We start from the raw sequence: 20,714 nt of genomic DNA on the forward strand, positions 1-20,714 counted from the left end.
CGTCCGGATCATGCCCCTGACGTTCCCGTCGCACCTCGCGCCGGTGCTGCCGCTGAAGCTGTGGCGACCGCGCTGGTTCGACGGCGTCGCGCTGGTCACCGGGGCGGTCGCGCCGGACGCCGGCTACCTGTTCACCGGCACCCGCCTCGACGTGGGGCTGCGCACCCACACCCTGGCCGGGCTGCTCTGGTGGTGCCTGCCGGTCGCCCTCGGCTACGCCTGGATCGTCCGGCGCACGATGGCCGGCATCGCCGTCCACCTGCCCGGGCAGCGGGCGTTCGGCTGGCCGGACCACGCCGCGCTGGGCGGGGTGCGCCATCCCTGGCAGGTCACCGTCTGCTCGGCGCTGATCGGCGCGTTCAGCCACGTCGCCTGGGACCGGGTCGCGCACAGCCAGCGCTGGTGGCGCATGCTCGGGATCGACAACTTCCACTCGGTGGCCGGCGTGCACTGGCCGATCGTCACCGACCTGGTCAACAGCACGGTCGGCGCGCTGGTCGTGGTGGGGCTGGCGCTCCGCGCGGCCCGCCGGCATGAGATCTTTGACGGGGTACGACCACCCGCGCCGCCGGCCCGGCCCGCCCGGTTCTGGGGGGCGGCGCTGCCGGTCGTCGCCGTCGGGGCGACGGTCCTGCCCGGTCTGCCGGCCAGCACCGTGCCGGCCCCCGCCGGGGTACGACTGCTCCACCTCGGCGCGCTCGCGCTGATCGCCGGGGCAGCCGCGGCGGGCGGCCTCTCCACCGGTCGTCCGAGCGCCGAACGGACCGGTCGCTCCGAGGAGAAACAGCGCCAGCTCGACTGACCGTGTTACGCCGACATGCCGTATTTCAACGTTGGTATCAATCACATTCCCCCGGGCTCGGAAAAGCTTGTCCGAGCTGCGGCGGACTGCCTAACCTGAGCCCGCGTTCACGGCTCTTCGGGGTGAGTCGGAACGCACCGAAGTCCGGTAGTTGGGCACCGTGGAGCTGAGTGCATGCGGGCCGGCTCGCCGTGTTGAGCCCGGCGTGGGCGGCGTGCCACGCCCGCCGCGCTCGCAACGGCGAATTCCGCTACCACGCCGGACGGCTGGGGGTCAGGATCGGGGAGTTGCGGACCCGGTCCTGACCCGCCCCCGGTTCTGCCGACCGGATTCCGACAATGACAGTGAGCAGGGACGATCGCCTCTTTTCCGGGTGGGCGGTCGAGCGCCACACTGAGTCATGACACCTCAGCGCGTACCACTGCTCGCCAGCCTGGTCGTGCTGCTCGCGGCGGCCTGCACCACGACCGACCACGACGGCGCGACGTCAGCGCCCTCGACGGCACCCGCGCCCAGCGCGACCGCCGCCTCCACCCCGTCCCCGACCGCGGTGCCCACCACGGCCCCCGCACCCACCAGCCCCGCACCCACCACCGGCCGGCCGCCGGCCGCCTCCGACTGGCGGGTGACCTACGGCTGGGCGGTCCCCACCGCGCCGGCCCGGGTCAGCCACGCCGTGCGGGTCCCGGTCACCCCGGCACCCGGCGAACCGCTGCCCGTCCTGGTCGACATCCGGATCGGCGACCACCCGAGCGAGGGTTGGACCCGGGTCACCTTCGCCTTCCGCGGCCCGACCCCCGGCTACCAGGTCGCCCTCGTCGACCGCGTCGACTCCGACGGCAGCGGCGACCCGATCGACCTGCCCGGCAACGCGTACCTCTCGGTCCGCTTCGACCCGGCCCAGGGGCACCTCACCAGCGGCCGGATCAGCTTCACCGCGCCGGCCCGGGCCGTCGACCTGCCGACCCTGCGCGGCTGGGCGCCGGCGGGCGACTTCGAGGGACACCTCGGATTCGGCCTCGGGCTGCGCACCACGGGCACCCCGCTGCCGGTCCGGCTGGGCGAGTCCACCCGGCCCGACGGCCTGCACGTGGTCTCGGTCGACGTACGCCGCGGCTGAACCGGCGCGCAGACACGACCGCGCCGGCACGGGGCCGGCGCGGTCGGGTCAGCGTGCCTCAGGAGACCCCGCCCCGGACGATCGCCACGGCCACCCGACAGAACTCGTCCATGTCGGGGTTGAAGCCGGCGGCGATGTCCGGGTGCAGGCCCGCCCGGGTCTCGTCCAGCAGCCGACGACAGACGTCCTCGACCGGTTCGCCCGCGTAACTCGCACGGACCCGCTCGGTGGCCGCCTGCAGGGCCGAGGTCAGCTGATCCTCCAGCGGGCCGCGCAGCTTCTGCTGCACAGGATCGAGCCCGCTCGGGTCGAGCGTGACATGTGGCTCCGACATCGGCGCTCCCTTCGTCGGCGTCCGCGGTACCCCACCGCGGCCGTCGGTCAAACCACGGTGGGTACGGCGGCCACCCTGACCTGGTACGAGAAGTCCTCCGCCGGCTCCTCCGCGTACGACAACCGGCGGATCTGCCGGTCGTCGTCGTAGAGCGCGACGTCGACGAGGACGCCGAGGTGGGCCAGCCCGATGTTGGCCACCCGCTTCTTGTCCTGGAGCACCGCGCACACCCCGCCCAGCAGGGTGCTGGCGTCGGAGGTGCGGTGCCCGGGCGGACAGCGCAGGGTCAGGTCCACCTCGATCGGCCCGGCGAGCGGGGTCCAGCCGGTGCGCTGGGCCGCCGCGCAGGCCGCCTGGAGCAGGGCGCGGACCCTCGTCGCCTGCCGATGCCCGGCGGCGAAGATGGACAGGGCCTCGGTCTTGACCGGGGGCAGGCCGCTCACCTCGAACGTCAGGGCGAGAGCGCGGGTGTCCTGCACGACAACCTCCTCGTTGGGGACGATCCTGCCCAACCGGTGAACCGGCAGAAGGGGGTTCCCGCGATTACCAACCGTTCGGGCGGGCTGGGGGTCGGCCGGAGGCGTATCGACTTCGACGGCGACGCGCTGGCTGCGGAGCTACGGAAACGCTAGACCACCCGACGGACGCTGCACACCCTCGGTGTTCACTGGGTGGGACGCGGCGGGAAGGCGCAGAACTCGTTGCCCTCCGGATCGGCCAGCACCCACCAGGCGGTCCGTTCAGTGGGCTCCCGCAGCAGCGTCGCCCCGGCGGCGATCAGCGCGGTGGCGTCCGGACCGGTGAGGTCGACGTCCCAGTGCACCCGGTTCTTCACCCGCTTGCGCTCCGGCACCGGGTCGAAGACCCAGTGGTCCCAGGGGAACCCGGCCGCCCCGACGATCGAGACGACCCCCTCGTCGGTGGTCTCCACCCGGCCGCCGACCACCCCCGCCCACCAGCGCGCCTGGGCGGCCGGGTCGGCGCTGTCCACCACCAGCTCGAAGACGCCGGGGCGGGCGTCCCTGCGGGGCGCGAAGGCGCAGAAGTGGTTGCCCTCCGGGTCGGCCAGCACCCACCAGGTGATCTCCGCGTCCGGCTCGCGCACCAGCCGGGCCCCGGCCGCCAGCAACGCGGCCGGCTCCGGCCCGGCGAGCCGGAGGTCCAGGTGGACGCGGGTCTTGCCGGTCCGCGGTTCGGGCACCGTGTTCACCCAGATCGACTCGGCGCGCGACCGGGCGGCGCGGGGATCGACCCGGGTGTCGCCGTCCCCGGTGTCGACCAGTTCCCCGTCGAGGATGCCGGCCCAGAAGGCGCCGAGCCGGTGGGCGTCGGCGGCGTCCATGCAGAGGTCCTTGAAGCATGCGATCACCCGGCCATCATGCCGACCCGGTGCGACGGTTCCGGGCGACCACCGCCGGCCCGGTCAGCGGCGACCGCGCTTGATCTCGTGGAAGGTGGTCAGCCGCAGCAGCGGCACCAGCGAGTCCCAGATGGTCAGGGCGTCGTCCGGGTCGGGGACCTCGGTGACGATCGGCCCGTGGATGCCCCGCTCGGCGCCGGGCACCATCAGCACCGGCGAGCCGATGTCCGGGCCCGCCGAGGCGTACGACAGGGCGTGCGACTCGTGCACGGCGCGGTCCCAGCGTTCGTCGTCGAGGGCCGGCGCGGCCTCGGCGAGGCCGGCCGCCTCGACGGCGGCGGTCACCACCTGGTCGGACATCGGGTTGCCGGCGTCGTGGGTGCGGACCCCCAGTTCGGTGTAGAAGCGGCCGGCGTCGTCGTGGCGCCCCTCGGCGCGCAGCGCCTCCACCAGGCGCAGGGCCCGGCCGGACGCGGCCATCGCGTCGGCGTACTCGGGGGCGATCCGACCCTCGTTGAGGATGGCCAGGCTGAACGCCCGCCACTCGACGCCCAGGCCGCGCGCCTCCGCGACGGCGACCAGCCAGCGCGAGGTGCGCCAGGTCCACGGGCAGACGGGATCGAAGAAGAAGGTGGCGTCCATCCGCCGAGCGTACGGCCGGCCGGGCCGGCCCGCAGCGTGGTGGCCTGCCGCTGTCGGGCCGGTCGCAGGGCGGCCAGGTTTCGCGATGTCGCAGGTCGGGCACTGTCTGCGCACGAAACGTCCGGGGTCTCGTCCGACCGCAGCCGGAGGCCCCGACCGTCTCGCCGTGCACCGGGGCGCGGGCGACCTCCCCGGTTCTCGAACACTGAGGGGGAGGGCGATGACGACAGACCCCGACGGGGCCGTGAACCGGCGGCGACCACTGTTCCGCGCGGCGGCGACAGCCGCCGCGTTGACGTTGGTGGCACCGCTGGCCGCCTGCGGCTCCGGCGACACCGGTGGCCCACCGACGATCAACCTGTACTACCCGCCGGAGCAGAACCTGCAGAAGGTGGTCGACGACTGCAACTCGCAGGCCCAGGGACGCTACAAGATCGTCTATCGGGTGCTGCCCCGGCAGGCCGACGACCAGCGGGTGCAGATGGTGCGCCGGCTCGCCGCCCAGGACACCGGGATGGACGTGCTCGGTCTCGACGTCACCTGGACCCAGGAGTTCGCCAGCGCCGACTGGATCCGCGAGTGGACCGGCCAGGACAAGGCGGAGGCCGAGCAGGGCACCCTCGCGGGCCCGCTGGACACCGCCCGCTACGAGGACAAGCTCTACGCCGCGCCGAAGAACACCAACGTCCAGCTGCTCTGGTACCGCACCGACCTGGTCCAGCAGCCGCCGAAGACCTGGGACGAGATGATCTCCGCGGCCGAGCAGCTCAAGCAGCAGGGCAAGCCCTACCAGGTGCTCACCATGGGCGCGCAGTACGAGGGTCTGGTCGTCCTCTACAACACCCTCGCCGAGAGCGCCGGCGGCAAGATCCTCAGCGACGACGGCAAGAAGGCCGTCATGGACGCCGGCACCGTGAAGGCGCTCGACCAGCTCAAGAAGTTCGCCACGTCGGGCGTGACCTCGCCGTCGTTCAGCAACGCCACCGAGGACCCGGTCCGGCTGGAGTTCCAGTCCGGCCAGGGCGCCTTCCAGGTCAACTGGCCGTTCGTCTATCCGGCGATGCAGGAGGCCAACCCGGACCTAGCGAAGAAGGTCAAGTGGGCGCGGGTGCCGGGGATCGACGCGGGCACCCCGAGCAAGGTCACCATCGGTGGCGTCAACATGGCCGTCAGCGCCTACTCGAAGCACCCGACGGAGTCGTTCGAGGCGGCGAAGTGCATCCGTAACGCCGAGCACCAGAAGTTCTCCGCCGTCAACGACGGGGTGCCGCCAACCATCGAGAAGGTCTACGACGACCCGGAGATGGACAAGGCGTACCCGATGAAGGACACCATCCTGGAGGAGCTGAAGGAGCCGGCGGTCCGCCCGCTGACCCCCGCCTACCAGAGCATCTCCACGGTGATGTCGGCGCTGCTGTCGCCGCCGTCCGGGATCCAGCCCGAGCAGACCGCCGACGAGCTGCGCAAGGCCATCGCCGACGCGCTCGAATCGAAGGGGGTGCTCCCGTGAGCATCAACGCCACCCCGACGGGCGCGGACGTCGCCGCCGACGAGACGGCCGCCGCCACCGGACGGCACGCCGCCGTACCGGCCCAGCGGGCCACCCGCCGGTCGGCGAAGGCGCCGCTGAGCGAGAACAAGAAGGCCGAACGGAAGCTCGGCTGGCTGCTCTGCGCGCCGGCCGCACTCGTCATGGTGCTGGTCACCGCGTACCCGATCATCTATTCGATCTGGCTGTCGTTGCAGCGGTTCGACCTGCGCTTCCCCGACGAGCGGAAGTTCATCGGGCTGGAGAACTACGTCACCGTGCTGAGCAACCAGTTCTGGTGGACCGCGTTCGGGGTCACCGCGCTGATCACCGTGGTCACCGTGGCGGTCGAGCTGGTGCTCGGCATGGGGCTCGCGCTGATCATGCACCGGACCCTGGTCGGTCGGGGCATCGTCCGGACCGCGGCGCTGATCCCGTACGGGATCGTCACCGTCGTCGCCGCCTTCTCCTGGCGGTACGCCTGGACGCCCGGCACCGGCTACCTGGCCAACCTCTTCGACGGCAGCGCGCCGTTGACCGAGCGGGCCAGCTCACTGGCGATCATCATGCTGGCGGAGATCTGGAAGACCACCCCGTTCATGGCGCTGCTGCTGATGGCCGGGCTGGCGCTGGTGCCGGAGGACCTGCTCAAGGCCGCCTCCACCGACGGGGCGACCTCGTGGCAGCGGTTCACCAAGGTGATGCTGCCGGTGATGAAGCCGGCGATCCTGGTCGCGCTGCTGTTCCGCACCCTGGACGCGTTCCGGGTCTTCGACAACATCTTCGTGCTCACCAACGGCGGCAACGAGACCTCGTCGGTGTCGATGCTCGCCTACAACAACCTGATCCGAGGTCTGAACCTCGGTATCGGCTCCACGATGTCGGTGCTGATCTTCATCACCGTGGCGATCATCGCCTTCCTCTTCGTGAAGCTGTTCGGCACCGCTGCCCCCGGCAGCGACGACGGGGAGAGGCGCTGACATGGCAGTCGAAACCACCACGCGGGCGAAGCTGCGCTGGGGTCTGCTCGACGTGATCGTCGTCGTGTTCGCGCTGGTCCCGGTGCTCTGGATCGCCTCGCTGTCGTTCAAGACGCCGGGCACCCTCACCGACGGCAAGTTCTGGCCCCGCGAGTGGACGCTGGACAACTACCGGACGATCTTCGACACCGACCAGTTCGTCCGGGCCCTGGTCAACTCGATCGGCATCGCGCTCATCGCCACCCTCATCGCGGTGGTCCTCGGCGCGATGGCCGCGTACGCCATCTCGCGGCTGGACTTCCCGGGCAAGAAGCTGCTGGTCGGTGTCTCCCTGCTGATCGCGATGTTCCCGCAGGTGTCGCTGGTGTCGCCGCTGTTCGAGATCGAGCGGCAGCTCGGGCTCTTCGACACCTGGCCGGGGCTGATCCTGCCGTACATCACCTTCGCGTTGCCGCTGTCGATCTACACGCTGTCGGCGTTCTTCAAGCAGATCCCGTGGGACCTGGAGAAGGCGGCGAAGATGGACGGCGCCACCCAGGGCCAGGCGTTCCGGCGGGTCATCGCCCCGCTGGCCGCGCCGGGGCTGTTCACCACGGCGATCCTGGTCTTCATCTTCTGCTGGAACGACTTCCTCTTCGCCATCACGCTCACCTCGACCGAGCGGGCCCGTACGGTCCCGGTGGCGCTGTCGTTCTTCACCGGCGAGTCGCAGTTCGAGGACCCCACCGGGGCGATCTGCGCCGCCGCCGTGGTGATCACCATTCCGATCATCCTCTTCGTGCTCTTCTTCCAGCGCCGCATCGTGTCCGGTCTGACCTCCGGCGCAGTCAAGGGATAGGTGGTAACAGTGGCTGACATCGTGCTGGACAAGGTGGGCAAGCGGTTCCCGGACGGGACCGTCGCGGTGCAGGACGTCGACCTGGAGATCGCCGACGGCGAGTTCGTGATCCTGGTCGGCCCCTCGGGCTGCGGGAAGTCCACCACCCTGAACATGATCGCCGGGCTGGAGGACATCAGCTCCGGTGAGCTGCGCATCGCGGGGGAGCGGGTCAACGACAAGGCCCCCCGGGACCGGGACATCGCCATGGTGTTCCAGTCGTACGCGCTCTATCCGAACATGACCGTCCGGGAGAACATGGCCTTTCCGCTGCGGCTGGCGAAGCTGGACAAGGCGGAGATCGACCGGAAGGTCGACGAGGCCGCGAAGGTGCTGGAGCTGACCCCGCTGCTGGACCGCAAGCCGGCGAACCTCTCCGGCGGCCAGCGGCAGCGGGTGGCGATGGGGCGGGCGATCGTCCGGCAGCCCAAGGCGTTCCTGATGGACGAGCCGCTGTCCAACCTGGACGCCAAGCTGCGGGTGCAGATGCGCACCGTGGTGTCCCGGCTGCAGAAGCAGCTCGGCACCACCACCGTCTACGTCACCCACGACCAGACCGAGGCGATGACCCTCGGCGACCGTGTGGTGATCATGCGGGGCGGCGCGGTGCAGCAGGTCGGGCCGCCCCAGGAGCTGTACGACCACCCCCGCAACCTCTTCGTCGCCGGGTTCATCGGCTCGCCGTCGATGAACTTCCTGCACGCCGCCGTCGAGGACGGCAAGCTGCGGACCGCGCTCGGTGACGTGCCGGTCGGCGAGCGGATCCGCCGGCAGCTCGAGGCCGGTGACGCGCCGCGCGAGCTGATCCTCGGTGTCCGGCCGGAGCACTTCGAGGACGCGGAACTGATCGACGACGACACCCGCCGCCGGGGCATGGAGTTCGAGGCGCCGGTGGACATCGTCGAGTCGATGGGCTCCGACAAGTACGTCTACTTCACCGTCGAGGGCGAACGGGCCAGCGCCGCCGAGCTGGAGGAGCTGGCCGCCGACGCCGGGGCGGCCGACTTCACCGGCGCCGGGTCGAGCCTGGTCACCCGGCTCTCGGCCGAGTCCCCGGTGCGGGAGGGGGAGAACCGGCGGGTCTGGTTCAACCTGGAGAAGATCCACCTGTTCGACCCGGCCACCGGCCGGAACCTCACCCTGCACGAGGGGCGGGCCGCCGGCGCGCTGGCCTGACCGACACCGGGGACGGGCCGGTGGCGTTTCTCGCCACCGGCCCGTCGCTCTTCCCCGATCGGGCGCCGAGGCGGACGACAAGGATGCCGGCGGTGCAGGATCCGGCCGATCACCAAGCGTGCTGGATCTGTGCCGGGCAGGCGGCACGATGTCGGCCCTTTGCTCTGCAGCCATCCGCGCAGCAGGCACCTTCCGTCACCCGATGCGTCGGTGGCTGCAGAGCAAAGGGGGAGCGGAGGGTGGGTACCAGGCGCGGCGCGGTACCGCGTTTGGGCAGCTCAGGGGAATTCAGCGATGATCGCCGCCAAGACGGGAGCAGCCCCGCATGATCACTCTCCGTTGGCCATGCGGTTGGCCCGAGGCGGTCACCAGGAGTTACGCAGCGGCAGTCCGAGGAAATGTCCGTACCGGGCCAGGCCGGCCTCCACCCGGGTGCGCAGCGCCTCGTCGAAGGGCGTCAGCTGGTGCACGGTGACCGTCACTCGAGCCCTGGTCTGGGCACGCTTCCAGGTGCCGACGACCCGCCCGGCGCGGACCACGGTGGCCTGGAAGACGCCGTTGTTACCGGGGACCACCGCCTGCTGGTGCGCCGGGTCGAGCATCAGCGTGCGGTCCTTGAAGCCGAGCAGGAACTCGTCGAAGCCGGGCAGCAGGTGCAGGTCGTCGACCGGTGCCCGGGGCGCGTCCAGCAGCGCCGCGTCGACCAGGGCCTCCGTGTCGTCCACCCGGACGGTGGCGAGGGCGGCACCGGCCACCGCGACGCCCCGCCGGGCGTCGGTCAGGGTCAGCCCGGTCCAGCCGGCGAAGTCCCGCACGGTGGTGGGGCCGTGACCGCGGAAGTAGCGCGCCGCGAGGATGCCGAGCGCCTCGTCGCGCTCGGGGCGGTGTGGGTCCGGCGCCCACTCGTCCAGCAGGACGAAGGTCTGCTCGGTGCCGACGTGCGGGGCGACGCAGGTGACCCCGCGCAGGCTGGCGTGCCAGAGCAGGTGGTAGCCGCGTTGCCCGGTGGTGTCGATGCCGGCCGCGGCGAGCGTGGCCAGGCACTGCGCGCGGGTGAGCCGCCCACCCCCGGCCAGCGCCGCGCCGAGCACGTCGGCCGCCCGGTCGGCGTCGGCGGCGGTCAGGCCGAGGGCCCGCCAGCGGGCCGCCGCGCCGGCCAGCGCCCGCACGCCCGTCACCGCCAGCATCCAGCGGGCGTCCCGCGAGGGTACGAGGTGGACCGTGCCCCGCATCGGCCAGGTGCGCAACGCCTCCCGCCGTTCCAGCGCCGCCAGCACGTCGGCGAGGGTCCGCCCCGGCAGGCGTACGCCCAGCGACCAGAGACCGCTCGCCACGTCCTGGGCCTGCATGGCCCCGAACCACTCGACCACCCCGGCCACGTCCGTCGGCCGGGCGACCGGGTGCGGGCGCAGCAACAGGCTGGTCATCCGCAGGGCGAGCGCCTCCGCGCCGGTGAGCCGCACGTCCACGCCGCACCCCTCCGTCGGTGATGGACGCCGAGCATAGGCGGCCGATCCGACACTGCGGGCCCGGACGCGACCGGGCGGGTGGGCTCTCGCCCACCCGCCCGGGGTGACCCGCGTCGTGCCGGGGGTCAGCGGTCGCGGCGTGCCCGGTCGGGTACGTCCGCGTCGACCAGCTCCCGCCGGACCTGCGCGTTGACGGGCTGCTCCTCGACCACCTCGTCCTTGTTCAGCCGCACCCGTTCCACGGGCACCTGCTCCTTGACGACCACCGGGTGCTCCGCGCGCAGCTCCATGTCGCGCTGCTCCTCACGGATGTCCGGCCGGGTGTCGCCGCGGTTCGCCGCGGTGATCGGCTCGCGGACCACGGACACCTCGTCGTGCTCGACCGGCACCGTGGTCTGCACGTTCTCGGTCACCACCCGCTTGCGCAGGTGGGCCGTGCCGGCGGGCTCGCTCTCGGTGCCGACCTGGATCCGCTCCTCCGAGCGGACCACCTCGGGGGCGCCCGGCATCCGCTGCGGCGGCTGCTGGGCCGGGCCCTGCTGCTGGAGCTGGTAGTGCTGGTACAGCTGGGCCAGCTGATCCGCGTTGAGGGGCTGGTCGGTGCCCGTCTCGACGCTCGGCGCGCTCCGTACGGTGGCCTTGTCGTACGGCACCTGGAGCCGGCCGTCGTTCTGCATCCGCGCCGCCTGGAGCGGGGCCATCGACTCGTGGTGGCCCATCACCCCGGTCTTCACGCTGACCCAGGTCGGCTCCCCGGCGGCGTCGGCCCAGACCTGGCCGACACTGCCGATCTTCGCGCCCGAGCGGTCCTGGACGTCCTGTCCGTACAGCGAACGGATCTGCTGCTCGGTCAGTCGCATGGTTCGTCCTTCCTCTCGTGGGTCACGACGTGGATCCCCACGGGGGCCGGGGAGCATTCCCCGGATCCGGGACGAACAGGAGGAGCAGGAGCAGCACCGCCGGAAGTGCACCCGCCTCGACGCATGACCATCCGGAGAGGGGGAATGCGAGGATCGGACGCAGGCGGCGGGCACCCCCTGATCGCGCTACGCCAGCGACGATGCCGGCGGAGCGCGATCCCCCGTTCAGGTTCGCCGGTGCGCCGGCGGCGGCAGGACACGCCGGCACCGGTGCGATCAGGATCCTGGGTGGCCGGGGTTCCGACACCGCCCCGGCGCGGAACTTGCGCAAATCTTGAGCCGGGTCGCCCGATCGACCCCGGCCGCTGACCGCCCGCACCAGGGCGGCGTTTGACGCCGCAACTAACGGGTAGTCGCCGGAGCTGACCCGAATCGAGGAGGAACGTCTGATGGATGGCCAGACCAAGGTCGCGGTGATCTACTACAGCGCGACCGGGATCACGTACCAGATGGCCCAGGCGGTGTGCGAGGCGGCGGGGGAGGCCGGGGCCGACGTCCGCCTCCGGAAGGTGCGTGAACTCGCCCCCGAGGAGGCGATCCGGTCCAACTCCGGCTGGCAGGCGCACCGCCTGGAGACCCAGGACGTGATGGAGGTGGAGCTCGACGACCTCTCCTGGGCCGACGTGGTGATCTTCGGGTCGCCCACCCGGTACGGCATGATCGCCGCCCAGCTCAAGCAGTTCATCGACACCACCGGCCCGCTCTGGGCACAGGGCGCGCTGGCCAACAAGGTCTACAGCGGCTTCACCTCGACGGCCACCTCGCACGGCGGCCAGGAGTCGACCCTGCTGTCGCTCTACACGATCTTCTACCACTGGGGCGGCGTCGTGGTCACCCCCGGCTACACCGAGCCGAGCCAGTTCACCGCCGGCAACCCGTACGGCGCCTCGCACACCAGCAACAACGGCGAGACCGCGCCCGACGACATCGCGCTCACCGCGTCCGCGCTGACCGCGAAGCGGGCCGTGCAGATCGGCACCGCCCTGAAGCGGGGCCTGGCCGGCTGACCCCGGACGAGGCGACCGGTGGTCGGGCGGGGGCTCTCGGCCCGCCCGGACCACCGGTCGTCCACAGCCCTACCCCCGTCCGGCCCGCCCATGCCCGGTCAGCGCCGGTCGTTCGAGCAGATGCCCGAGCAGGTCCGCCAGGACGGCCATCCCGTCCCGGCTGAGCACCGACTCCGGATGGAACTGCACCCCGGCGAAGCCCGGCCCGCGCAGCGCGTGCACCGCCCCGTCGCCGGCGTCCCGGGACAGCTCCACCGGCCCGTACGGGGTGGCGACCCGGTCGGCGTCGGCCAGGGCGGTGAAGCTGGCGTAGAAGCCCACCCGGCGGGTCGTGCCGAACACCGGGATGTCCCGCGGCAGGCCCTGGTAGGGCGCCTCGCGGCGGTGCAGCGGCAGCCCGAGCAGCCCGGCGAGCAACTGGTGCCCGAGGCAGACCGCCAGGGTGGGCCGGCCGGTGGCCAGCAGGTCGGCCAGCAGCTCCCGCAGCGCCGCCATCTTCGGGTCGGCGAGGTTGCGCGGGTCACCCGGACCCGGACCCACCACCACCAGGTCGTACGCCGCCACCGGCTCGGGTCGGCGCCAGTCGCAGCGGGCCACGGTCAGGCCGAGCGCGCCGAGCTGGTGGGCCAGCATCCCGGTGAAGGTGTCCTCACCGTCCACGATCAACGCGCGCCGGCCGGTCAGCCCGGGCAGCGCCGTCGCGCCCCGCTGGTCCAGCCAGAACCGGGCCAGCGGCGCGTTGCGGGCGGCCAGCGCGGCGCGTACCTCCGGGTCGTCGGCGAGGGACGGCGCCGGCTCCCGACCGGCGGTGGCGGGGTCGGCCCGTGGGGCGTCGGGGCCGAGGCCCAGCGCGGCCAGCACCCCGGCGGCCTTGGCGTGGGTCTCCGCCACCTCACCCGCGGCCGTCGAGTGCCGGACCAGGGTGGCGCCGACCGGCACCCGCAGCCCGCCGGTGGGGGAGAGTTCCGCGGTACGGATCAGGATCGGCGCGTCCAGGGTCTGCCGGCCGGCGGTGTCGTGCCCCAGCAGGGCCAGCACCCCGGCGTAGTAGCGGCGGCCGGTCCGCTCGTGCCGGGCGATGACCCGGCAGGCGTTCTCCATCGGGCTGCCGGTCACGGTCGGGGCGAACATGGTCTCCCGGAGCACCTCCCGGACGTCCAGCGAGCCGCGCCCGGCGAGCAGGTACTCGGTGTGCGCGAGGTGCGCCATCTCCTTGAGGTACGGCCCGACGACCTGCCCGCCGTGCTCGGCGACGCACGCCATCATCTTCAGTTCCTCGTCCAGCACCATGTACAGCTCCTCGACCTCCTTCGGGTCGCGGAGGAAGCGCAGCAGGGCGTCCCGGTCGGCCGCCGCGCCGGTGTGGCGGAAGGTGCCGCTGATCGGGTTCATGGTGACCAGGCCGTCGTCCACGCTGACGTGCCGCTCCGGGCTGGCGCCGACCAGGATCCGGTCCCCGGTGTGCACCAGGAACGTCCAGTACGCCCCGCGTTCGGCCAGCAGCAGGCGGCGCAGCGCGGTGGCCGCGGCGGCCAGCGGCGGCCCCTGCACGGTGGCGTGCAGGGTGCGGTGGATGACGAAGTTGGCTCCCTCGCCCCGGCCGATCTCCTCGTCGAGCACCCGGCCGACGGTGCGGGCGTACTCGTCGTCGGAGATGTCGAAGCCGGCGTCGCGGGTGACCACCGCGGCGTCCGGCAGCGCGGCGACCGCCTCGGCCAGGCCGATCCGCTGGTGCCCGGCGATCAGCAGGCACTCCAGCGGCACGCGATCGTCGACGTGGGCGAAGCCCCGCTCGCCGATCTGCCGGTACGGCACCAGGGCCAGCGTGCGCGGTCCGGGCGCGTCGTCGGGCAGCGGGATGTCGGCGAGCCGGTCGACGGTGCGTACCGTGCCGGTGAAGAGGTCGAGGTGGTCGGCGCCCTCGCGGCGGACGAGCGCGAAGGGGCCGGGGTCGACGCCGTCGGCGACGGCGGCGAGCAGGTCGAGCGGGCGGGTCATCGGGTCTCCTCGGTGGACCGGGAGCCGCCGTGGGGGCGACCCGGGTGCCGGGGAAGGACCGGCGGCCGCCTCGTCGGGCGGCCGCGTCGGAAAGCTACGCGCGGGGGTGGGCCGCCGGGTCGGCGGGCCACCAGCAGGACAGGTGCGCGAGCATGACGATCACTGTACGCGACCCGCCGCCCCCGCGGGCCCCCGAACGCCGGGCCGGCCCGGGCGGATCTTGGCTTTGCCGACCGTCCCGGCGGGTAGGTTGACCGGCGATGAACATTCTCGCTCTCGACCTGGGCACCTCCTCGGTACGGGCCCTCGTGCTGGACGCGGACGCCAACCCGCTGCCCGGCGCGCTGGCCCGGCGCAAGGTGCGGGTCGCCACCGGGGCCGACGGCAGCGGCACGCTCGACGGCCCCGGCTATCTCGCCTGCCTCGTCGAGTGCCTGGACGAGCTGGCCGCCGGCGGCCGGCTGCGCGACGTGGAACTGGTGGCGGCCTCCGCGCAGTGGCACTCGGTGCTGCCGCTGGACGCCGCCGGGGAGCCGCTCGGGCCGGTGCTGACCTGGCTCGACACCCGCCCGATGCCGGTCGCCTCGGCGGTCGGACCGGCCGACCCGGAGGCCTTCCACCAGCGCACCGGCACCTGGTTCCACCGGTGCTACTGGTCGGTCCGGCTGCCCTGGCTGCGCGCCCGCACCGCCACCCCGGTGGCCCGCTTCGTCGGGCTGGTCGACTACGTGCTGGGCGTGCTGCTCGACGAGGCGCCGATGTCGGTCTCGCTGGCCTCCGGCACCGGCCTGCTCGACCTGCACCGGATGGACTGGGACGCCGAGGCGTGCGAGCTGGCCGGGGTGCGACCGGCCGAGCTGCCGCCGCTGGCACCCACCGGCTGGCGCGGCCGGCTGCGCTCCGCGTACGCCCGGCGGTGGCCGCAGCTGGCGGGGTCGGCGTGGGCCGCGCCGGTGGGCGACGGGGCCGCGTCCAACGTCGGCTCCGGTTGCGTCGACGCCACCCGGGCCGCGGTGACCGTCGGCACCTCCGCCGCCGTCCGGCTGGTCCAGCCCGACGAGGCGGGCCTGGCGCCGCTCGCCGACGAGCTGTGGCGGTACCGGGTGGACCACGAGTACGTGGTGACCGGGGCCGCCTACTCCAGCGGCGGCAACCTCTTCGCCTGGGCCAACCGGGAGCTGCGCCTGCCCGACGGCGCGGAGCTGGAGGCCGCGCTGGCCCGGGTCGGGCCGGCCGGGCACCTCGCGGTGAATCCCCGTTTCGGCGGCGACCGCCCGCCCGGCCTGGTCCCCGCCGGCTCCGGCGAGCTGCGGGGGCTCGGCTTCGGCACCACCGCCGTGGACATCCTGGCCGGCCTGATGACGGCACTCTGCCGCCTGGTCGCCGACGACCTGGCGCTGCTGGAGTCCGGGGTGCGGGCCCCGGCCGAGGTGGTGCTCGGTGGCGGCGCGATGGCCGCCTCGCCGTGGTGGCGGCAGATGTTCGCCGCGACGCTGGCGCCCCGACCGGTCCGCCACCAGCACCACCCGGAGATCGGGGCGATGGGCGCGGCGCTGGTGGCGCTGGGCCGGATCCCCGACGCGGCGCACGTCGCCGGCATCGGCCGGACGGACGAGCCGGAGACACCGAACCCGGCAGCCGACGCCCGGCCGCGCTGACCTTCCTGACCGGCCGGTCGTCCAGGCCGTTGACAGGGCCGCCCGGCCTGGTTGGATGGACTGCGCTCCCCGACCCCGGTGGAGGCGAGGGACCGAGGAGGCATGTGTGGGCGCAGGTCCCGACGCGGGCGACGGCGCGGTCTCGAACCACCGCCGCAGCCGTTTCGACGTCCGGGTCGTACCGCACCGGCGTCGGTCACCGCTGCGGTTGCGGGACTGGCGGATGGGCACCAAGCTCGCCACCGTGCTGGTCATCCCCTCGCTGGCCTTCCTGGTGCTGGCCGGGGTGCAGACCCGGGGCCTGGTGGGCCAGACCACCGCGCTGAGCGACTTCGCCCAGCAGGTCGGCATCGGCCGGCAGATCACCACGGCGGTGGACCGGTTGCAGCAGGAACGGGACCGCACCGCGGGGGAGCTGGCCGCGCTGCGCCGGGCCGGTGGCGCGGCCGACCGGGACGCCGCGATCGCCGCGCTGAAGCCCCTGCACGCCGCCACCGACCAGGCGATGAGCGAGCTGCGCCGGTCCGCCGAACCGCTGGTCGACGCGGACGCCGCCTGGCGGGTCTCCTATTCGCAGGTGCTGGAGTCGTTCGACCAGGTCGTCTACATCCGCGCCACGGTGCCGGCGGCGGTGCTCAGCAACGACACCGTCCTCAGCAACTACCACCGGTCGATCGACGCCCTGCTCACCCTGCTCGCCGAGCCGTCCCCGGGGGACGACCAGCAGGCGCTCAGCGACGCGGTGCTGCGGTACGTCCAGCTCGCCCGGGTCAAGGAGTTCACCTCGCGGATCCGCGCGCAGCTCTACGCCGCCGCCCGCGCCGGTCGCTACGAGGTGAACGACCAGGTCAGCATCACCGACCTGCGGGCCCAGCAGCTCACCGCTCTGGGCGCGTTCCGGGTCGCGGCGACCCCCGAGCAGATCCGCCGCTACGACCGGACCTCGGTCGATCCGGCGTTCGTGGCCGCCACGAAGCTGGAGGAGAAGAGCCTGCCGACCGCCGCCGCCGATCCGGCCGTGCTGCCCGCCCCGCAGTGGTGGGCGGCCAGCGAGCAGCGGCAGGAGCTGCTCCGGCAGCTGGAGGGGGAGGTGCTCGACGACGCGGTGACCCGCGCCGAGGACGCCAGCTCCGCCCAGCTGCGGGACACCCTGCTGGTGGTCGGCGGCATCGTCGCGGTCCTCCTGGTCGCCGTGCTCATCTCGCTGCTCATCGGCCGGTCCATCGCCCGGTCGATGCGGTTGCTGCGCAGCCAGGCCCTGCGGATCGCGCAGGTCGAGCTGCCCGACGCGCTGGACCGGTTGCGGGCGGTGGACAGCCCGGTCACCGACATCGACGTGCCGCCGGCGGTGGTCCGGTCGCTGGACGAGATCGGCGAGCTGGCCGAGGCGTTCGTGGCGGTGCACCGCAGCGCGGTCAGCGTCGCCGTCGAGCAGGCGCTGATGCGCCGCAACGTCAACGCCATGTTCGTGAACCTGGCCCGGCGCAGCCAGGTGCTGGTCGAGCGGCAGCTGGAGCTGCTGGACGACCTGGAACGCGAGGAGAGCGACCCGGACCAGCTGGAGAACCTGTTCCGGTTGGACCATCTGGCCGCCCGGATGCGCCGCAACGACGAGAGCCTGCTGGTGCTGGCCGGTACGGAGTCCACCCGTCGGTGGAACCGGCCGGTCGGCCTGGGTGCGGTGCTGCTCGCGGCGAGCGCCGAGATCGAGCAGTACCAGCGGGTGCGCCACTCCTCGGCGGCGGAACTGCACGTCGTCGGGCACGCGGTCGGCGACCTGGTGCACCTGCTCGCCGAGCTGCTGGAGAACGCGACCGCGTTCTCCCGGCCGGACACGGTCGTCCGGGTGAGCACGCGGGCCGAGGGCTCCGGCGCGCTGGTGGAGATCGCCGACCAGGGGCTCGGGATGAGCCCCTCCGCGCTGGCCGAGGCGAACGCGCTGCTGGCGGAGCCGCCGGCGGCGGACGTGGCGGCCTCCGAGCGGATGGGTCTCTTCGTGGTCAGCCACCTCGGCGCCCGGCATCGCATCCGGGTGCGGCTGCGTGGCCGGCGCGAGGGTCTGGTCGCGGAGGTCCGGCTGCCGGCCGACCTGCTGGCGCCGGCTCCCGCCGCCGAGCTGGACCAGCCCGCCTCGCCGCGGATGCTCACCACCCAGCTCGGTGCGGCGACCGGGCCGGGCACCCCGCCCGTGGCGCCGCGCGGCGCGCTGCCGGTGGCCGGTCGCCGGCCGGCGCCCGCCGATCTGCCCGTCGCCGGCCGCGGGCCCAATACGGCGGAGCTGCCGGTGGCCGGTCGCCCGCCCGAGCCGGCCCCGCTGCCCGTCGCGGGCCGCCCCACGGCGGCGGAACTGCCGGTGGCGGGCCGCCCGCCGCAGCAGCCGACCGTCGACGTACGGGAGCAGCCGGCGCTGCCGCGGCAGGCCCCACCGGGGCCGGCCCGCGCCGGGAACGTGCTCGCCTCGGCGGCCGGACCGCCGTCGGGCAGCGGCTGGTTCTCGCGTCAGGGGCCGTCGTCGTCGACGCTGGGTGTGACACCGGCACCGGCCGCGACGCCGGTCACCGGAGGGACCAACGAGCGGGGCCTGCCGGTGCGGGTGCCGATGGCCCAGCTCGCCGCGGTGACCCAACCCGCCCGTCCGACCGAGCCGATGCCGCGCCACGAGCCGGACCCGGACGCGGTCGGCGGCATGCTCTCCCGTTTCTACGGGGGCGTGCGGCGGGCGGAGGCCGAGGAGACCACGGAGTTCGTCATGCCGCCGCCGGGCGGGCCGACTGAAGGGGGACAACGATGATGACGATGAGTCAGGAGGCCCGGGACCTGAGCTGGCTGGTGAACGCGTTCGCCGAGCGGGTTCCCGGGGTGGCGCACGCGGTGGTGGTCTCCTCCGACGGACTGCTGGTGGCGATCTCGGCCCACCTGCCGCGCGACCACGCCGACAAGCTGGCCGCCGTGACGTCGGGGCTGATGTCCATCACGGCCGGGGCGGCGCAGATGTTCGACGGGGACATCGTCAAGCAGACCGTGGTCGAGATGGGCCGGGGCTACTTCCTGGTGATGCAGATCCGGGACGGCTCGATCCTGGCCACCCTGGCCGGTGCCGATGCGGACATCGGCGTGGTGGGTTACGAGATGGCACGGCTGGCGAAGCAGGCCGGCGAGATGCTCACCCCGGCACTGCGCGCCGAGTTGCAGCAGGCGCTGCCCCGCTGAGGCGTACGGGCCGGCCGGGGTGGGTGTCCCGACCGGCCCGTGCCGGGTCAGAGGCCGTTGTTGCGGATGACGTCGCGGTACCAGTGGGCGCTGCGCTTGAGCACCCGGCGCTGCGTCGGGTAGTCCACGTAGATCAGGCCCCAGCGCTGGTCGTACCCCTCGGCCCACTCGAAGTTGTCCAGCAGCGACCAGACGTGGTAGCTCTCCAGCGGCACCCCGTCGGCGACGGCGCGGTGCGCGGCGGCGAAGTGGTCGCGGAGGAAACTGACCCGGCCGGCGTCGTCGACGGTGCCGTCGGCGCCGAGGGTGTCCGGGCAGGGCAGCCCGTTCTCGGTGATGGTGATCGGGATCCGGCCGTAGTCGCGGGTGACCCGGGTGAGGATGTCGTACATCCCCTCGGGGTGGATCTGCTGCCACTCCGCCTCGGAGGTGGGCCACTTCCGGACGGTGTCGCCCTGGCCGGTGACGTAGATCGGCGTGTAGTACTGCACGGCGAGCAGGTCGACCGGGCTGGCGATGACGTCGAGGTCGCCGTCGCGGATGCCCTTGACCATCCGGCTGTCCGGGCCGAGGTCGGCCAGCACGTCCTGCGGGTAGGCGCCGGTGAGGATCGGGTCGAGATAGAGGCGGTTCTCGTAGCCGTCGTAGAGGCGGGTCGCGGTGGCGGCCTCGGCGCTGTCGTCGGCCGGGTAGCAGGGGTGCAGGTTGAGCGCGGGGCCGATCCGGCCGGCCTGGCCGGTGGCCCGCAGGGCCCGGACGGCGAGGCCGTGGGCGAGCTGGAGGTGGTGGGCGACGAGGTACGCCGCCTGCGGGTCCTGCCGTCCGGGGGCGTGGTGTCCCCACAGGTAGCCGTTCTGCACCACGGTCTTGGGTTCGTTGATGGTGAGCCAGACCGGGACCTGGTCGCCGAGGCCCTGGAAGACCGCGTCGGCGTACTCGGCGAAGCGGTAGGCGGTGTCCCGGGACTCCCAGCCGCCGGCGTCCTGCAACGCCTGCGGCATGTCCCAGTGGAAGAGGGTGGCCATCGGGGCGATGCCGCGTTCGTGCAGCCCGTCGACCAGGCGGCGGTAGAAGTCGAGGCCGCGCTGGTTGGGTCTGCCCGCGCCGTCGGCCTGGATCCGGGGCCAGGAGATGGAGAACCGGTAGCTGCGCAGTCCGAGCTGGGCCATCAGGTCCAGGTCGTCGCGGTACCGGTGGTAGTGGTCGGCCGCGACGTCGCCGGTGTCGCCGTTGCGGGTGCGGCCGGGGGTGTGGCTGAAGGTGTCCCAGATCGACTCGCCCCGGCCGTCCTCCTTGGCCGCGCCCTCGATCTGGTACGCCGACGTGGCCGCGCCCCAGGCGAAGCCCGGCGGGAACCGCAGCGCGCCGTCCGGTTCGGGGCTGCTCTCCCGGTCCGCCTCGGGCGGGTTCTCGCAGCCGCCGAGGGCGGCGGCGCTGGCGACGGCGGCGGCCGTGCTGCCCGTGAGTCCGGCGCGGGCCGCGCCGGCGGCCGAGGCGGAGAGGGCGGCGCGGCGGAGCAGCCGCCGTCGGGTGAGTATCGACATGGGCGTTCTCCTCGGAGGATAGGGGGCCACCCGACGTCCGGGAGCGCTCCCATGATACGGCAGGCGGCGCCGGTCACCTTCCGGCGGGC

18 protein-coding genes are annotated in these 20,714 nt (G+C 73.3%); 10 read left to right on the forward strand and 8 right to left on the reverse strand.

All coding sequences use genetic code 11. The annotated features are described in order from the left end of the window. Nucleotides 1-10: 10 nt before the first annotated feature. Nucleotides 11-802, forward strand: coding sequence for a DUF4184 family protein (locus tag ABUL08_RS03690; RefSeq protein ID WP_350934519.1), 792 nt, complete (start codon nt 11-13; stop codon nt 800-802). Between the two features lie 400 nt (nt 803-1,202). After that, a complete protein-coding gene (locus tag ABUL08_RS03695) occupies nt 1,203-1,922 on the forward strand; it encodes an AMIN-like domain-containing (lipo)protein (protein ID WP_350934520.1) in 720 nt (239 codons plus the stop codon). 58 nt (nt 1,923-1,980) lie between these two features. Here the strand turns inward: ABUL08_RS03695 and ABUL08_RS03700 are convergent, their stop codons facing one another. From ABUL08_RS03700 to ABUL08_RS03715, 4 genes are all read right to left on the reverse strand, one after another. Then, a complete protein-coding gene (locus ABUL08_RS03700) occupies nt 1,981-2,256 on the reverse strand; it encodes a hypothetical protein (RefSeq protein ID WP_350934523.1) in 276 nt (91 codons plus the stop codon). Nucleotides 2,257-2,303: 47 nt separating this feature from the next. Then, nucleotides 2,304-2,735, reverse strand: coding sequence for a RusA family crossover junction endodeoxyribonuclease (locus tag ABUL08_RS03705; RefSeq protein ID WP_350934525.1), 432 nt, complete (start codon nt 2,733-2,735; stop codon nt 2,304-2,306). 185 nt (nt 2,736-2,920) lie between these two features. Continuing rightward, nucleotides 2,921-3,625 carry a VOC family protein gene (locus ABUL08_RS03710; RefSeq protein WP_350934527.1) on the reverse strand — a complete coding sequence of 235 codons (705 nt, stop codon included), beginning with the start codon at nt 3,623-3,625 and terminating at the stop codon, nt 2,921-2,923. A 54-nt stretch (nt 3,626-3,679) separates the two neighbouring features. Continuing rightward, on the reverse strand, nt 3,680-4,258 hold the full coding sequence (locus tag ABUL08_RS03715) for a DsbA family protein (RefSeq protein WP_350934528.1): 579 nt from the start codon (nt 4,256-4,258) through the stop codon (nt 3,680-3,682). Nucleotides 4,259-4,478: 220 nt separating this feature from the next. Between ABUL08_RS03715 and ABUL08_RS03720 the strand changes: the two genes are divergently transcribed. Genes ABUL08_RS03720 through ABUL08_RS03735 form a run of 4 tightly spaced genes read left to right on the forward strand, consistent with a single transcriptional unit; the run spans nt 4,479 to nt 8,819 of the window. Then, complete coding sequence (locus tag ABUL08_RS03720) at nt 4,479-5,768, forward strand: ABC transporter substrate-binding protein (protein WP_350934531.1); 1,290 nt, start codon at nt 4,479-4,481, stop codon at nt 5,766-5,768. Beyond that, nucleotides 5,765-6,766: a carbohydrate ABC transporter permease gene (locus tag ABUL08_RS03725; RefSeq protein ID WP_350934532.1), complete on the forward strand. Its 1,002-nt coding sequence runs from the start codon at nt 5,765-5,767 to the stop codon at nt 6,764-6,766. The genes ABUL08_RS03720 and ABUL08_RS03725 overlap by 4 nt, the downstream gene beginning before the upstream one ends. Before the next feature lies 1 nt (nt 6,767). Then, nucleotides 6,768-7,604: a carbohydrate ABC transporter permease gene (locus ABUL08_RS03730; protein ID WP_350934534.1), complete on the forward strand. Its 837-nt coding sequence runs from the start codon at nt 6,768-6,770 to the stop codon at nt 7,602-7,604. Between the two features lie 9 nt (nt 7,605-7,613). Beyond that, on the forward strand, nt 7,614-8,819 hold the full coding sequence (locus ABUL08_RS03735) for an ABC transporter ATP-binding protein (protein WP_350934536.1): 1,206 nt from the start codon (nt 7,614-7,616) through the stop codon (nt 8,817-8,819). A gap of 365 nt (nt 8,820-9,184) precedes the next feature. On the opposite strand, the gene ABUL08_RS03740 is transcribed toward ABUL08_RS03735, so the two are convergent. After that, nucleotides 9,185-10,288, reverse strand: a complete 1,104-nt coding sequence (locus ABUL08_RS03740; RefSeq protein ID WP_350934538.1) for a winged helix DNA-binding domain-containing protein — start codon at nt 10,286-10,288, stop codon at nt 9,185-9,187. Nucleotides 10,289-10,413: 125 nt separating this feature from the next. Beyond that, on the reverse strand, nt 10,414-11,148 hold the full coding sequence (locus tag ABUL08_RS03745) for a YsnF/AvaK domain-containing protein (RefSeq protein WP_350934540.1): 735 nt from the start codon (nt 11,146-11,148) through the stop codon (nt 10,414-10,416). A 449-nt stretch (nt 11,149-11,597) separates the two neighbouring features. On the opposite strand from ABUL08_RS03745, the gene wrbA reads away from it, so the two are divergent. After that, complete coding sequence (gene wrbA / locus ABUL08_RS03750; RefSeq protein WP_350934541.1) at nt 11,598-12,215, forward strand: NAD(P)H:quinone oxidoreductase; 618 nt, start codon at nt 11,598-11,600, stop codon at nt 12,213-12,215. Between the two features lie 69 nt (nt 12,216-12,284). Here the strand turns inward: wrbA and ABUL08_RS03755 are convergent, their stop codons facing one another. Further along, complete coding sequence (locus ABUL08_RS03755) at nt 12,285-14,213, reverse strand: chorismate-binding protein (RefSeq protein ID WP_350934542.1); 1,929 nt, start codon at nt 14,211-14,213, stop codon at nt 12,285-12,287. A gap of 260 nt (nt 14,214-14,473) precedes the next feature. On the opposite strand from ABUL08_RS03755, the gene ABUL08_RS03760 reads away from it, so the two are divergent. From ABUL08_RS03760 to ABUL08_RS03770, 3 genes are all read left to right on the forward strand, one after another. Further along, nucleotides 14,474-15,871 carry an FGGY family carbohydrate kinase gene (locus ABUL08_RS03760; protein ID WP_350934543.1) on the forward strand — a complete coding sequence of 466 codons (1,398 nt, stop codon included), beginning with the start codon at nt 14,474-14,476 and terminating at the stop codon, nt 15,869-15,871. Between the two features lie 106 nt (nt 15,872-15,977). Beyond that, on the forward strand, nt 15,978-18,662 hold the full coding sequence (locus ABUL08_RS03765) for a sensor histidine kinase (protein WP_350934545.1): 2,685 nt from the start codon (nt 15,978-15,980) through the stop codon (nt 18,660-18,662). Beyond that, nucleotides 18,659-19,081 (forward strand): roadblock/LC7 domain-containing protein, encoded by a 423-nt coding sequence (locus ABUL08_RS03770; protein ID WP_449288900.1) that lies wholly within the window; start codon nt 18,659-18,661, stop codon nt 19,079-19,081. Before ABUL08_RS03765 ends, ABUL08_RS03770 begins: the two co-directional genes overlap by 4 nt. 47 nt (nt 19,082-19,128) lie before the next feature. Here the strand turns inward: ABUL08_RS03770 and ABUL08_RS03775 are convergent, their stop codons facing one another. After that, nucleotides 19,129-20,625, reverse strand: a complete 1,497-nt coding sequence (locus ABUL08_RS03775) for a GH1 family beta-glucosidase (protein ID WP_350934546.1) — start codon at nt 20,623-20,625, stop codon at nt 19,129-19,131. Nucleotides 20,626-20,714: the final 89 nt, after the last annotated feature.

The organism is Micromonospora sp. CCTCC AA 2012012, from assembly GCF_040499845.1.
Lineage (GTDB): Bacteria > Actinomycetota > Actinomycetes > Mycobacteriales > Micromonosporaceae > Micromonospora > Micromonospora mangrovi.

Coding starts and splice junctions, on each gene's coding strand:
- ABUL08_RS03690 (WP_350934519.1), top strand. CDS start 11: ATGCCCCTGACGTTCCCGTCGCACCTCGCGCCGGTGCTGCCGCTGAAG.
- ABUL08_RS03695 (WP_350934520.1), top strand. CDS start 1,203: ATGACACCTCAGCGCGTACCACTGCTCGCCAGCCTGGTCGTGCTGCTC.
- ABUL08_RS03700 (WP_350934523.1), bottom strand. CDS start 2,256: ATGTCGGAGCCACATGTCACGCTCGACCCGAGCGGGCTCGATCCTGTG.
- ABUL08_RS03715 (WP_350934528.1), bottom strand. CDS start 4,258: ATGGACGCCACCTTCTTCTTCGATCCCGTCTGCCCGTGGACCTGGCGC.
- ABUL08_RS03720 (WP_350934531.1), top strand. CDS start 4,479: ATGACGACAGACCCCGACGGGGCCGTGAACCGGCGGCGACCACTGTTC.
- ABUL08_RS03730 (WP_350934534.1), top strand. CDS start 6,768: ATGGCAGTCGAAACCACCACGCGGGCGAAGCTGCGCTGGGGTCTGCTC.
- ABUL08_RS03745 (WP_350934540.1), bottom strand. CDS start 11,148: ATGCGACTGACCGAGCAGCAGATCCGTTCGCTGTACGGACAGGACGTC.
- wrbA (WP_350934541.1), top strand. CDS start 11,598: ATGGATGGCCAGACCAAGGTCGCGGTGATCTACTACAGCGCGACCGGG.
- ABUL08_RS03755 (WP_350934542.1), bottom strand. CDS start 14,213: ATGACCCGCCCGCTCGACCTGCTCGCCGCCGTCGCCGACGGCGTCGAC.
- ABUL08_RS03760 (WP_350934543.1), top strand. CDS start 14,474: ATGAACATTCTCGCTCTCGACCTGGGCACCTCCTCGGTACGGGCCCTC.
- ABUL08_RS03770 (WP_449288900.1), top strand. CDS start 18,659: ATGATGACGATGAGTCAGGAGGCCCGGGACCTGAGCTGGCTGGTGAAC.
- ABUL08_RS03775 (WP_350934546.1), bottom strand. CDS start 20,625: ATGTCGATACTCACCCGACGGCGGCTGCTCCGCCGCGCCGCCCTCTCC.